Genomic DNA, 12468 nt, shown 5'->3' with positions numbered 1-12468 from the left:
TTGGACCATAGCAGCCCGACGCCGGCGGGCCAACCCTTCGGAACGTCGGCGTCGCTCCCCTGCCGCCGGCACTTCGGCGGGCGAGCGCGACGCTCGCCGCGGGACGCTTCGCCCCGAGGCGTCCGTGGCCTCAGCCCTCCCCGGCGCCGCCGGTCGCCTCGTCCTTCGCCTCGGCGAGCAGCGATTCGATGTGCCGCGTCGCCATGGCGTCGAGGCTGAGGTCGAGGTCCGGGCCGTAGGTCCGCAGACCGAGCGCCAGGTGCTCGCGCATGCGCTCGCGGGCCAGGTCGACGTCGTGCGCCGCGATGGCGGCGAGGATCTCCGGGTGGTGCGGCACGCCCGGCTCCGCGATCCGTGGGTCGGTGTTGGAGCGCAGCATCATCTCGAACATGAGGTTCGACGCGGCGGCGAGCATGCTGCGCAACACGGGGTTGCCGCTCGCGGCGGCGATGGCGTCGTGGAACCCGACGTCGGCCCGGGCCTTCTCCACCGGGTCGACGGCGTCGACCATCCGCTGCTGGGCGCGCTCCAGCGTGCCCAGGTCGGCGTCGGTGGCGCGGGCGGCGGCGAGCCCGGCGATCTCGACCTCCAACGGCATCCGGGCCTCGATGAGCTGGCGCACCGTCGCGCGGCCGGAGCGGTACTCGGCCTCGAAGCCCGAGGCTCGGTCGGTGGACTCCCGCACGAACGACCCGCGCCCAGGCTCCACGTCCAGCAGGCCGTGCGCCTCCAGGCGGCGCAGCGCCTCGCGCACCACGTTGCGGCTGGCGCCGAACTCCTCGGCCAGGCGGCGCTCGGAGGGCAGCTTGCTCCCGGGGACCAGCACGCCCTTGCGGATGTCGGCCTCCAGCCGACGCGCCACCCGCTCGGTCAGCAGGCCCCGCGTGGGCAGCGACGACGCCGCGCTGGCTGCGTCGGTGGGCTCCGCTTCAGGCATGGGACGAGGGTACGGGACCGCGCCCGAGCAGCGGCTTCACCCGCCGACAGCGACCTCGCCTGCGCCGAGCGCCTGCCGCGCCAGCGCGACGCCGACGCGCGTCGGGAAGTCGCCCGGGTAGCCCCGCCCGTCCGGGTGGAACCCGCCGAGGCGCTCCAGCAGCACCCGGGTGGGCCGCGCCTCGGCCCGTACGTCGGCGAAGTCGACGTCCAGCGCCTGCGCGGCGTCCCCGCCGAGCGAGGCGTACGCCTGCCCGGCGCGCCCGTCGCGGTCGACGAGGAACCCACGCTCGGCGAGCGGGTCGTCGGCGCCGCCGCGGTGCGCCGCCGACCCGAACGCGGCGCCCGCCCCGCCGCCCGCGCCCCGCGGCACGGCGCCGTCGGACCCGGCGAGCCGCAGCAGCAGCACCGCGCCGGCGTCGCGCAGCGCCGGGTCGTCGCCGACCGGCAGGCCCGCGGCGATGCGGTCCCATAGGGCGCGCGGGTCGTCGACGAGGGCGGGCGCGTCGGCCGCGGCGGTCAGGCGGCCTCGCTCCGCCCGCAGCAGGCCGAGGTCGGTCAGCACCTCGCGGAACCACAGCACCGGCCGCACGTCCTCCTCCGCGCCGAGGTCCGCGCCGGGCCCCGCGCCGCCGGCCGGGGTCGGCTCGTCCAGCCCCAGCCGCTGCGCCGCCTCGCGCACCAGCACGGGATCGAGGTAGCCGTCTGCGGTGAGGGCCGCGCCGTCCGTCCCGACCCGCCGCACGAACCACGCGACGGCGTCGACCGCGGCCGCCACCTCGGCGGCGGACACCCGCACCGGCGCCGCGCGCAGCACGTCGCGGTAGAGGCTGAGCAGGGCGGCATCGTCGGTGGCGCGGTCGAGCAGGTCGCGCAACAGCGGCGGAGCGGACTCGGCCAGCGTCCACACGCCGGCCAACAGCCGGGCCGCGGCCGCGACGTCGAACGCGTCGAGGGCGGCCAGGATCTCGGCCGGGGCGAGGCCCGGGTACTCGGCCGCGAGCGCCTCGGCTACCTCGTCCGGCACGCGCCGCCCGTGCTGCAGCATCGCGGCGGCGTCGCGCAGCACGTCGTAGCCGACGACGCCGCCGACGTCCTCGGGCGGGCAGGCGCGGGCGCCGTCGAGCAGCCGGACGGCGGAGCCGGTGTCCGCCGGCTCCTCGGGCGCGTCCGCGGTCAGCACCGCCTCCAGGCGGACGGTGTGCCGCCAGGAGTCCGCGAGGTCGTAGAGGTAGCCGAGGGTGTCGCCCGGGGCGGCGAGCACCTCGTCGAGCCGGACCTCGGACTCCGGCCGCCCCGCGTCCGGGCCGCCGGCCTCGTCGTCCATCACGACCAGCGATCGCGGGTCGCGGAGGTCGCCCGACGGGGCGAACAGGTGCCGGTGGGCACCCGACCAGCCCATCGCGAGCTGCAGCGCGCGGTGCACGTCCCGCATCGGCAGGTCGGCCGGGACCTCGAGGCGGCGCCACACCGGCGGCTCGATCTCGTCGAGCCGGACGTGCAGGCGGTAGCGGGCGGCGGTGCTCACCGCAGCATCCAAGCAGCGCGCCCGCGGCCGCGCGAGGGGCCGAGCGTGCCCCGGCGCCGGCTCACTCCCCCGCGACGACGCCGGCCGCCCGCAGCCGGGCCAGCGCCGGCTCCAGCGGGACGGCGTGCCGGGTGCCGCGGTGGCCCACCATCGTCGTCGCGGTGAACACGGAGTCGAGCAGCGCCTCCTCGACGGCGTCCATCGTGGCGGCGAACAACGGGTCGAGGCGGGCGTCCGCGGCGAGCGGCGCGTCCGGCGCGGCGGTGCTGAACGCGAGCGCGTAGTCGCCGCTGCCGTGCGAGAAGTCGGCGCCGACGCGACCCATCGCGAAGACGGCGCGGCGCGCGACGCGGGCCAGGCGGCGGGCGTCGAGCGGGGCGTCGGTGGCGACGACGATCATGCAGGAGTTGCCGTCGTCGACGCCGTTGGCCGCCTCGGCGGCGCGCTGTTCCTCGGCGAGCAGCGCCGTCGCGGGCAGCGGCACGCCGCGCACCGTGAGCGTCCCGCCGAAGTTGCTCTGCACCAGCGCCCCGACGGTGTGCGCCCGCCCGGCGATGTCGACCACGCGCGAGGCGGTGCCGATCCCGCCCTTGTAGCCGAGCGCCGCCGTGCCGCTGCCGGCGCCGACGCTGCCCGTAGCCACCGGACCGAACATGGCGCCGTCGAGCGCGGCGAGCACGTGCGCCTCGGTGACCGGCCGGGCGCGCACGTCGGACAGCAGGCCGTCGTTGGTCTCCCCCACCACCGGGTTGAGGGTGCGCACGTCCTCGTAGCCAGGGCGCGCGAGCATCCAGGTGGTCAGCGCGTCGGCGGCGCGGAACGCCGAGAGCGTCGCGGTGAGCACGACCGGCGTCTCGATCGCGCCGAGCTCGGCCACCTGAGTCGCGCCGACGAGCTTGCCGAACCCGTTGCCGACGAACAGCCCGCACGGCAGGGTGGCGCGCTCGCGGCCGGGTAGGCCAAGGCCGAGCTGGTCGGGCACGACGGCGGTCACGCCCGTGTGCACGCGGTCGCCGTCGTGCACGGTGGTGTGGCCGACGCGCACGCCGGCGACGTCGGTGATCGCGTCGTGCGTGCCGGTGGGCAGCGGGCCGATCGTCATGCCGAGGTCGCGGACGCGGCGGGATGCAGGCATGCGCGGATCGTCCCACGGAGGCGCCGGCGCCCTGACGGCCACGGTCGCAACGGGGTCGCAACGGGCCGGCAACATCCGCCGCTCCGGAGTATTGGATGAGTGAATTCGTTATCCGTAGGGGTTGACGTGGCGGATTCCCCCATCCACGATGGCGCACATGCAGGAGTCCTCCATCCGGCTCGACGCGCTCGATCGTCGCGTCATCGCCGCGCTCCAGGTCAACGGTCGCGCGTCGTGGAAGCAGGTCGCCTCCGCGATCGACGCTCCCGAGTCGACCGTGACCCGGCGCGGCACACGGCTGCTGGCCACGCGCTCGGTCTTCGTGACCGGCGTGCTGGACCACCTGCGCACCGGGCTGGGCATCTCGGTCTACATGCGCTTCCGCGCCCGGCCCGGGCGCGCGCTGTCCGTGGCGCAGGCCCTCGCCGCGCACTCCGCCCCCCGGTTCGTCACCGTCATGCTCGGCGCCTTCGACGTCGCGGCCGAGGTCGTCGTCAAGACGCCCACGGACGTGCTGACCGTGCTCAGCGACCTGGAGAACATCGACGACGTCGTCGAGTCCGAGTCGACGGTGGTGCTGCGCAAGTTCGCCGCGTTCGAGGAGTGGAACCCCCAGACGCTGTCCCCCGAGGGGGTCACCCTGCTCCAAGGGGCCAGCGCGGCGCCGTCGTACCCCCACCGCGAGTGGGTCGAGCCGGAGACGCTCACGTCGCAGGAGCTCCAGATCGCCCGGGTGCTCGCCCGGGACGGTCGCGCCTCGTACGCCGCGGTCGCCGCGGCGGTGGGGATCAGCGAGTCGACCGCGGCGCGGCGCGTGGAGTCCCTGACCACGCGGGGCTGCCTGCGCTTCCGCACCCTGTTCGCCCCGCGGCTCATCGGCCTGGGCATCGAGTTCATGCTCTGGCTCGACGTGGCCCCCGACCGGGTCGACGAGGTCGGCGAGAAGCTCGCGACCCTGCCGTCGACCCAGTACGTCAGCGCCGCGACGGGCCGGCACAACCTGATCCTGCAGGGCGTGCTGCCGAGCCACGGCGACCTCTACCCCTACCAGACCCAGGTCATCGGCGCCCTGGACGGCGTCCGCTCCGCCGACATGACCCTGCAGATCCAGACCCTCAAGCGCGCCTGGGTGCCGATCGGCACCGACGGGCGACCCGAACCTCAGGAGGACTGATGTCCCAAGAGCCCTGGCAGTGGCCGGAAGCCACGTGGCGCGGCTACGTCGAGAAGGTGCGCGCCGGCCGGAGCCTGCAGCCGGCGAGCTGGCCCGGCGGCGCGCGCGTCGCCGTCGCCATCTCCTTCGACTCCGACCACGAGACGATCCCGCTGCGCGACGGCGAGACCAGCCCCGGCCGGCTCGCGCAGGGCGAGTACGGCTCGCGCGTCGCCGCGCCGCGGATCGTCCAGCTCCTGGAGGACTTCGAGGTCCCCGCGAGCTTCTTCATGCCCGCCGTGTCCGGCCTGCTGCACCCGCAGGAGGTCGAGCTCTACGTGCGCCACGGCCACGAGGTCGCCGTGCACGGGTGGATCCACGAGCGCAACATGCTGCTCAGCCACGCCGACGAGCTCGAGCTGACCGGTCGCGCCGTCGAGACCCTCGAGAAGCTCACGGGCACGCGCCCCACCGGTATCCGCACCCCGAGCTGGGACTTCTCCGACAGCACGCTCGACATCGTCGCCGAGTTGGGGCTGGCCTACGACTCGTCGCTCATGGCCGACGACGAGCCGTACGAGATCGTCGCGCAGGGCAGGCCGACCGGCATCGTCGAGATCCCCGTCGAGTGGATCCGCGACGACGCCCCCTACTTCATGATGGAGCGCTACGCGAGCCTGCGGCCGTACATGCCGCCCCGCTCCGCGCTGCAGATCTGGATCGACGAGTTCGACGCCGCCCGCGAGGCGGGCGGGACGTTCCAGCTGACCCTGCACCCACACATCATCGGCCACCGCTCCCGCCTGCTGGTCCTGCGCCGGCTGCTCGAGCACATCCGCCAGCACGACGACGTCTGGTTCGCCACCCACGAGCAGATCGCCGAGCTCGTCCGCCCCGCCGTGAGCAACGCCGCCACCGCAGAAGGAGCATCCGCATGACCACCACGCCCGCCGTCGCCCCGCCCGCCGCGGCGACGAAGCTGACGCCGAAGCAGCGCAAGGCGCTGCTGGCCGGCTCGGTCGGCAACGCCGTCGAGTGGGTCGACTGGGCGCTGTACGCGACGCTCGCGCCCGTGTTCGCCGGTCAGTTCTTCGCCGGTGACGACCCAGCGATCGCGCTGCTGTCCACGCTCGCCGTGTTCGCCGTGGGTTTCGTCATGCGCCCGATCGGCGGCGCGGTGCTCGGCGCCTACGCCGACCGGCACGGCCGCAAGAAGGGGCTGACCCTGACGATCGGTCTCATGGCCGGCGCCTCGATCGCCATCGCCGTCATCCCGACCTACGAGACGATCGGCATCTTCGCGCCGCTCCTGCTGCTGCTCGCCCGCCTCGTGCAGGGCTTCTCGGCCGGCGGCGAGTTCGGCTCCTCCTCGTCGTTCCTCGTGGAGTCCTCGGCCCGCGGCCGCCGCGCCTTCGCCGGGTCCTGGCAGCAGGTCTCGGTGGGCGCGGGCTCGCTGATGGCCACGCTGATGGGCTACATCCTGACCACCACCCTCAGCGACGAGGCCATGGCCGCCTGGGGCTGGCGCCTCGCCTTCGTCATCGGCGGCGTCCTGGGCCTGATCGGCCTGGCGCTGCGGATGACCGTCGAGGAGACCGACAGCTTCAGCAACGCCACGGCGTCGGGCCGCACGAGGAAGGGCGCCCTGCTGCGCGTCTTCCGCGAGCACCCCCGCGCCGCGCTGCTGGTGGTCGGCATCACCATCCCCGGCACGCTCCTGTACTACATGTGGATGAGCTACATGCCCGGCTACGCGAGCACCGTGGTGGGCGTCGAGCTCAGCGACGCGCTGCTGGTGGGCACCATCTGCACCGCCTACTTCCTGGTGCTGCTGCCGTTCGTCGCCCTGCTGTCCGACCGGTTCGGCCGCAAGCCCACCCTGCTGGCCTTCACCCTCGGGTTCCTGGTCTTCGCCTACCCGGCGTTCCAGATCCTGCAGCAGGGCACCGTGTGGTCGGTGCTGGTCGTCCAGCTCATCGGCGTCACGCTGCTGACCGGCTACTCGGCCAACTGCGCCGTGGTCATGGCCGAGCAGTTCCCGCCGGAGGTGCGCGCCACCGGCATCGGCCTGCCGTACGCCCTCGCCGTCGCGCTGTTCGGCGGCACCGCGCCGTACATCACCACGTGGATGGCCGACGCCGGGCTGCGCCAGTACACCTGGGTCTACGTCGCTGCCGCGGCGCTGATCGGCTGCGTCGTCTACGCCACGATGCCCGAGACCAAGGACCGGGACTTCGAGTGACCGGCCGCCACGTCCTCGTCACCGGCGCCGCCGGCGGGATCGGCCTGGCCTGCGCCGAGGCCTTCGCCGCCCGCGGTGACCGCGTCACCGGCGTCGACGCCCGCGAGGTGGAGCTGGCCGAGGCCATGACCGCCCTCGCCGAGCGCCACGGCGTCCCCACGGCCGCGTTCGCGGTCGACCTGGCTCGACCCGACTGCGGCGACGTCGTCGCCTCGGCCGCGGCGGCGCAGGGGCCGGTCGACGTGCTCGTCAACGCCGCCGGCATCTACCCGGCGACCCCGTTCGACCAGCTGACCGCCGAGACCTGGGACCGCGTGCAGCACGTCAACGTGCGCGCTCCCCTGCTGCTCACGGTGGCCCTCGGCGCCCAGGAGCCGGCGGCCCGGGCCGTGGTGAACATCAGCTCCGGGGCGGCCACCCGCGCCCGCCCCGGCGCCGCGCACTACTGCACCTCCAAGGCCGCCCTGGAGATGGTGACGCGGGCGTGCGCCGTCGAGCTGGCCCACCGCGGCACCCGGGTCAACGCCGTCGCCCCGGGCTTCGTCGAGGTCGACAGCAGCGTCAACCCCGTCACCGACGAGTACGCCGACGCCGTGTCCGCCAACCCGCTCGGCCGCAAGGGCCGGCCCGCGGAGATCGCGGCGGCCGTGGTGTGGCTGGCGGGCGAGGAGGCCTCGTTCGCCACGGGGTCCGTGCTGCGCGTCGACGGCGGCGCCACCGCCGGCACCACGCAGCTGCCGCTGCACTACCCGACCAGCACGTCGCTGCAGAGCGCATGAGGGGAACAGACATGACCAGCTCGTACACCGTGGTGGGCGCCGGGGCCATCGGCGGCACCCTCGCCTTCCACCTCGCGCGCGCCGGGCACGACGTCACCGTCGTGGACGCCGACGCCGCGCACGTCGCGGCGATCCAGGCCGACGGCATCACCCTCGAGCGCGACGGCGTCACCCGCACCCAGCGGGTGGCCGCCGCCGCGACGCCCGACGGCGGACCCGACCGCCTGGGCCGCGTGCTGCTGGCGGTCAAGGCGCAGGCGACCCCCGCCGCGCTGGACTGGATCACGCCGCGGCTGGCCGACGACGGCTTCGTCGTCTCCCTGCAGAACGGGCTCAACGAGCAGACGATCGCCGAGCGCGTGGGCCCCGGCCGCACCGTCGGCGCCTTCGTCAACCTCTTCGCCGACGTCGTGGGGCCGGGCACGGTCCGCGACGGCGGGCTCGGGGCGCTCGTCGTCGGCGAGATGGACGGCACGGTCACCGACCGCGTCGAGTCCGTCGTCGCCGACCTGCAGGCGTGGGGCCCGGCCAAGGTCACCACCAACGTGCCGGGCTACCTGTGGTCCAAGCTCGGCTTCGGCGCGATGCTCACCGCCACCGCGCTGGCCGACGCCCCGATGGCCGACCTCATCGACCGGCACCGGCCGGTGATGTACGCCCTGACGGCGGAGATCTTCACGCTCGCCGCGCGGCTCGGGATCGCCCTCGAGCCGTTCGACGCGTTCGACCCGGCGCCCTACGCCGGCGCCGACGTCGCCGCAAAGGACGCCGCCACCGACGCGCTCGTCGCCTGGCTGCGCACCCAGGCCAAGGACCGCAGCGGGATCTGGCGCGACATCGCCGTGCGGCGCCGCCCGACGGAGGTGCCGACGCACTACCTGCCCGTGCTCGAACGGGGCGTCGAGGAGGGGCTGGCGATGCCGCTGCTGCTCGACCTGGTCACGCAGATCCGGGCCCTGGAGGGCGGCGCGGCGATGTCGGAGGACCGCGTGGCGTCGCTGGGCGGGGTGCGCCGATGACGGCCGACGTCGCCGCCGTCCGCGACTGGGTCGCCGCGCGCCGCGCCGAGATGGTGGCCGACCTCGTCGCGCTGGTGAGCCTCGAGACGCCGTCGGACGACACCGGGCTGCTCGACGCCGCGCTGCGGTCGATCGAGTCCTGGGTCGTCGAGCGGCTGGGGGCGCCCGAGGGCCGCACCCTGCACCCGGCCGAGGACCACGGCGACGTGCTGGTGCTCGACTTCGCCGGCGACGGCGAGCAGCAGGTGGTGGCGCTGTGCCACTACGACACGGTGTTCGACGCCGGGACGCTGGCCGGCTGGCCGGTGCGGGTCGACGGCGACCGGCTGAGCGGCCCGGGCGCGTTCGACATGAAGGCCGGGCTGGTCCAGTGCGTGTGGGCGCTGCGGGCGCTGGACGCGCTCGGCGTGCCGCGCCCGCCGGTGCGGCTGGTGCTCAGCGGCGACGAGGAGATCGGCAGCCCGTTCTCCCGGCCGCTGCTGGAGAAGGCCGCCCAGGACGCGGCGGCGGTGCTCGTCTTCGAGGCGAGCGTCGACGGCGCGGTGAAGACCGCGCGCAAGGGCGTGGGCCTGTTCGAGCTGGTGGCCGAGGGCATCGAGGCGCACGCCGGGCTGGACCCGCTGGCGGGGGCGAGCGCGGTGCACGCGCTCGCCGACGTCGTCGTGCAGCTGTGCGCGGCGGCCGACCTGGCCGCCGGCACCTCGATCAACGTGGGCACCTTCCGCGGCGGCACGCGCGCCAACGTCACCGCCGGCGCGGCGTCCGCCCAGGTGGACGTGCGCGTGGTGACCGCCGAGGAGCAGCGCCGCGTCGACGACGTGCTGCGCGGGCTGACCGTGCCGGACGAGCGCGTGCGGCTGGAGGTGCGCGGCGGCTGGAACCGGCCGGTGATGGAGCGCGGGCCGCAGATCGCGGCCATGTACGAGGTCGCCCGGGCCGCAGCCGCCGCCATCGGCGTCGACCTGCAGGAGGCCTCGGCCGGCGGGGCGAGCGACGGCAACTTCGTCGCGGCGCTCGGCATCCCCGTGCTCGACGGCCTGGGCGCCGTCGGCAACGGAGCGCACGCCCGCAGCGAGCACGTCAGCATCGACGGGATGGTCGAGAGGGCCGCCGTGGCCGCCGGGGTGTTCGCGCACTTCGCGGCGTAGCGGCGTTCGCCTCGCTCGGCCCGGACGGCCGGCCACCGCCTCGCGCGGGGGCCGGCCGTCAGCCTGTCGCCTCGGCGCGCACCCACGCCAGGTACTCGGCGTTGCCGCCGATCACCGGCGTGCGCAGCACCTCGGGCACGTCGTACGGGTGGTGCTCGACCAGGAAGGCCTCGAGCGCGTCGGCCCGCGCCCGGGTGGTCTTGAGCGTGGCGCGCCACTCGGCGACCGTCTCCAGGGCGCCCTGCCACCAGTAGACGCTGGTGACCGGCCCCTCGAGCTGGGCGCACGCGGCCAGCCGCGCGGCGACGGCGTCGCGCGCCACCGCGGCCAGGGCGTCGGCGTCGTCCGCGGTGGTGGTGACCTGCACGACATCGTCCGCTGCCATGCGTCCATCGTCGCAGGTCAGCAGCCTGCGCGACAGGTGCGTGGCCTGCGTCGCACGCCGGGACGGGCGCCGCGCCGACTACCCTGGCGACCGTGGCAACCTTCTCCGCAGTGACCCGGCAGCACATCCTCAAGGCCCTCGCGGAGTACGACGACCGCGGCAAGGACGCCTTCCTCGGCGTCTACGGGTTCCAGCCCTCCCCGGCCAGCACCCTGGTGCACGAGAGCCGGGTCTACGACGCGAAGGCCGTGCTCGGCGTCGCCCACCGCTACGCCACCGGCCGCGTGGCCATGGCCGAGGAGCTCGAGGGCGGCAAGGTCGACCCGATCGCCATCCTGCGCAAGCACGGCTTCGAGATCGTCGGCGCGCCCAAGGCCTCGGCCGCGGCGCCCAAGCGGGCTCCGCGTACCCCGCGGGCGGCGGCGCCCAAGGCCGCGCCGACGCGACGCCCCGCGCCCGAGGACCGGCCGCTGGCGATCTGCCCCACCTGCTTCACCGCGCTGCCCGCCACGGGTGTGTGCGACGAGTGCGCCTGACGCGCGCCGCGTCCTGAGCGGGCTCGAGCCGGGGTGTTCGGCTACAGCGAGAGCCTCACGTCGAGCGGCTGGTCGTCGACCGTGAACGTGGCCGACGCAGCGCCCGAGTCGCACTCGGCCAGCGCCCTGTAGTCGCCCGGCTCCAGCGCCAGCGACGACGCGCCGTCCGCGCCGCTGATCAGGCCGATCTCGGGCACCCCCGGCCCCGACACGGACTCGAACGCCACCCGGCATCCCGCCACGGGCGCACCGCCGTCCGCGACCCATACCGTGACCGTCTGGGGCGGCGGGGGTCCGCACGCGCCGGCGGCGAGCAGCACGGCCACTCCCGTCGAGGCGGCCTGGAGCCGACGCCGACGCCAGGAGCCGCGGGGTTGCGCCGTCATGCAGGGCCCCTCGTCGTCGATGCACGGATGGTCGCGAGCATCGTAGGGGCTGAGCGCCGCCGCCGGCCGGGCCGGGGCGCGTGGTTGGATGCCGCTCGTGCGCGCGATCGTCTTCGACCAGTTCGCCGGCCCGACCCAGGTCCGCGAGGTGCCCGACCCCACCGCCCCGGCCGGCGGCGTCGTCGTGGACGTGCACGCCACCGGGCTGTGCCTCAGCGACTGGCACGCCTGGGCGGGGCACGACGACGGCATCCCCGCGCTCCCCCACGTGCCCGGCCACGAGCTGGCCGGCGTCGTCAGCGCGGTCGGCGAAGGCGTCACCCGCTGGCAGGTCGGCGACCGCGTCACCGTGCCGTTCGTGTGCGGCTGCGGCCGCTGCGAGTGGTGCCTCTCCGGCCAGGCGCAGGTGTGCCCGGACCAGACCCAGCCCGGCTTCACGCACTGGGGCTCCTACGCCGAGAAGGTCGTGCTGCACGCCGCCGACACCAACCTCGTCGCCGTCCCCGACGGCGTCTCCTTCGAGACCGCGGCCGCCCTCGGCTGCCGGTTCGCCACCGCCTACCGCGCCGTGGCCGGCCGCGCGCGCGTGCAGCCCGGCGAGTGGGTCGCCGTCGTCGGCGCGGGCGGCGTCGGCCTCTCGGCGACGATGATCGCCGCCGCGCTCGGGGCCCAGGTCGTCGCCGTCGACCGGCACGAGGGCGCCCTCGAAGCGGCCCGCCGCGCCGGCGCCGCGCACACCGTGCTCACCGACGGGCGGGACGTGCCCGCCGCGATCCACGCCCTCACCGGCGGCGGCGCGCACGTCGCGATCGACGCCGTCGGCTCCGAGCAGACCTCCGCCGACGCGATCCTGAGCCTGCGCCGCCGCGGCCGGCACGTGCAGGTCGGCCTGCTGCTCGGCGACGATGCCCGCCCGCGCCTGCCGATGGGCCGGGTCATCGCCTGGGAGCTGGACCTGCTCGGCTCGCACGGCATGGCCGCCGCCGACTACCCGGAGATGCTGGCCCTGGTCGCGTCCGGCGCACTGCGCCCGCAGGACCTCGTCGCCCGCGTCGTCGGGCTCGCCGAGGGCGCCGCCCTGCTGCCCGGGCTGCACGACGCCCGGCGGGCCGGCATGACGGTCATCGACCCGCGGCGCTAGCCCCGGATTCACCCGGCCGAAAGGGCTGGTCAGGGCTTCTTCGTGGGCGCCGCCCGGTGCCATGCTGAGCTGCACCAGGC

Annotated in this window: 13 protein-coding genes; 8 read left to right on the top strand and 5 right to left on the bottom strand. The window is 75.4% G+C overall.

What is annotated here, in order from left to right:
- Positions 1-130: 130 nt before the first annotated feature.
- From GSF02_RS02500 to GSF02_RS02490, 3 genes are all read right to left on the bottom strand, one after another.
- Positions 131-937, bottom strand: coding sequence for a FadR/GntR family transcriptional regulator (locus GSF02_RS02500; RefSeq protein WP_159792384.1), 807 nt, complete (start codon positions 935-937; stop codon positions 131-133).
- A gap of 36 nt (positions 938-973) precedes the next feature.
- Entirely contained in the window at positions 974-2464 is a 1491-nt protein-coding gene (locus GSF02_RS02495; protein WP_159792382.1) for a plasmid pRiA4b ORF-3 family protein, read from the bottom strand.
- A 61-nt stretch (positions 2465-2525) separates the two neighbouring features.
- Entirely contained in the window at positions 2526-3599 is a 1074-nt protein-coding gene (locus tag GSF02_RS02490; RefSeq protein ID WP_159792380.1) for a P1 family peptidase, read from the bottom strand.
- Positions 3600-3756: 157 nt separating this feature from the next.
- Here GSF02_RS02490 and GSF02_RS02485 point away from each other — a divergent pair, with 157 nt between their 5' ends.
- Genes GSF02_RS02485 through GSF02_RS18465 form a run of 6 tightly spaced genes read left to right on the top strand, consistent with a single transcriptional unit; the run spans position 3757 to position 9940 of the window.
- Entirely contained in the window at positions 3757-4773 is a 1017-nt protein-coding gene (locus GSF02_RS02485; protein ID WP_159792378.1) for an Lrp/AsnC family transcriptional regulator, read from the top strand.
- Positions 4773-5690, top strand: a complete 918-nt coding sequence (locus GSF02_RS02480; protein WP_159792376.1) for a polysaccharide deacetylase family protein — start codon at positions 4773-4775, stop codon at positions 5688-5690. The genes GSF02_RS02485 and GSF02_RS02480 overlap by 1 nt, the downstream gene beginning before the upstream one ends.
- On the top strand, positions 5687-6994 hold the full coding sequence (locus GSF02_RS02475) for an MFS transporter (protein ID WP_159792374.1): 1308 nt from the start codon (positions 5687-5689) through the stop codon (positions 6992-6994). Before GSF02_RS02480 ends, GSF02_RS02475 begins: the two co-directional genes overlap by 4 nt.
- Entirely contained in the window at positions 6991-7773 is a 783-nt protein-coding gene (locus GSF02_RS02470) for an SDR family NAD(P)-dependent oxidoreductase (RefSeq protein ID WP_159792372.1), read from the top strand. Before GSF02_RS02475 ends, GSF02_RS02470 begins: the two co-directional genes overlap by 4 nt.
- Positions 7774-7784: 11 nt before the next feature.
- On the top strand, positions 7785-8792 hold the full coding sequence (locus tag GSF02_RS18470) for a ketopantoate reductase family protein (RefSeq protein WP_201308740.1): 1008 nt from the start codon (positions 7785-7787) through the stop codon (positions 8790-8792).
- Positions 8789-9940, top strand: a complete 1152-nt coding sequence (locus tag GSF02_RS18465; protein ID WP_201308739.1) for a M20 family metallopeptidase — start codon at positions 8789-8791, stop codon at positions 9938-9940. The genes GSF02_RS18470 and GSF02_RS18465 overlap by 4 nt, the downstream gene beginning before the upstream one ends.
- Before the next feature lie 58 nt (positions 9941-9998).
- On the opposite strand, the gene cutA is transcribed toward GSF02_RS18465, so the two are convergent.
- Entirely contained in the window at positions 9999-10325 is a 327-nt protein-coding gene (gene cutA / locus GSF02_RS02460) for a divalent-cation tolerance protein CutA (protein ID WP_159792370.1), read from the bottom strand.
- A gap of 92 nt (positions 10326-10417) precedes the next feature.
- On the opposite strand from cutA, the gene GSF02_RS02455 reads away from it, so the two are divergent.
- Positions 10418-10861: a hypothetical protein gene (locus GSF02_RS02455; protein WP_159792368.1), complete on the top strand. Its 444-nt coding sequence runs from the start codon at positions 10418-10420 to the stop codon at positions 10859-10861.
- Between the two features lie 41 nt (positions 10862-10902).
- On the opposite strand, the gene GSF02_RS02450 is transcribed toward GSF02_RS02455, so the two are convergent.
- Positions 10903-11088 carry a hypothetical protein gene (locus GSF02_RS02450; protein WP_159792366.1) on the bottom strand — a complete coding sequence of 62 codons (186 nt, stop codon included), beginning with the start codon at positions 11086-11088 and terminating at the stop codon, positions 10903-10905.
- A gap of 256 nt (positions 11089-11344) precedes the next feature.
- Between GSF02_RS02450 and GSF02_RS02445 the strand changes: the two genes are divergently transcribed.
- Positions 11345-12388, top strand: a complete 1044-nt coding sequence (locus tag GSF02_RS02445) for a zinc-dependent alcohol dehydrogenase family protein (RefSeq protein ID WP_159792364.1) — start codon at positions 11345-11347, stop codon at positions 12386-12388.
- Positions 12389-12468 lie beyond the last annotated feature (80 nt).

The organism is Puerhibacterium puerhi, from assembly GCF_009846865.1.
GTDB lineage: Bacteria > Actinomycetota > Actinomycetes > Actinomycetales > Cellulomonadaceae > Puerhibacterium > Puerhibacterium puerhi.
Note: the sequence above shows the minus strand (reverse complement) of the source record. Positions and strands in the feature narration are given on the sequence as shown.

Coding starts and splice junctions, on each gene's coding strand:
- GSF02_RS02485 (WP_159792378.1), top strand. CDS start 3,757: ATGCAGGAGTCCTCCATCCGGCTCGACGCGCTCGATCGTCGCGTCATC.
- GSF02_RS02475 (WP_159792374.1), top strand. CDS start 5,687: ATGACCACCACGCCCGCCGTCGCCCCGCCCGCCGCGGCGACGAAGCTG.
- GSF02_RS02490 (WP_159792380.1), bottom strand. CDS start 3,599: ATGCCTGCATCCCGCCGCGTCCGCGACCTCGGCATGACGATCGGCCCG.
- GSF02_RS18465 (WP_201308739.1), top strand. CDS start 8,789: ATGACGGCCGACGTCGCCGCCGTCCGCGACTGGGTCGCCGCGCGCCGC.
- GSF02_RS18470 (WP_201308740.1), top strand. CDS start 7,785: ATGACCAGCTCGTACACCGTGGTGGGCGCCGGGGCCATCGGCGGCACC.
- cutA (WP_159792370.1), bottom strand. CDS start 10,325: ATGGCAGCGGACGATGTCGTGCAGGTCACCACCACCGCGGACGACGCC.
- GSF02_RS02500 (WP_159792384.1), bottom strand. CDS start 937: ATGCCTGAAGCGGAGCCCACCGACGCAGCCAGCGCGGCGTCGTCGCTG.
- GSF02_RS02480 (WP_159792376.1), top strand. CDS start 4,773: ATGTCCCAAGAGCCCTGGCAGTGGCCGGAAGCCACGTGGCGCGGCTAC.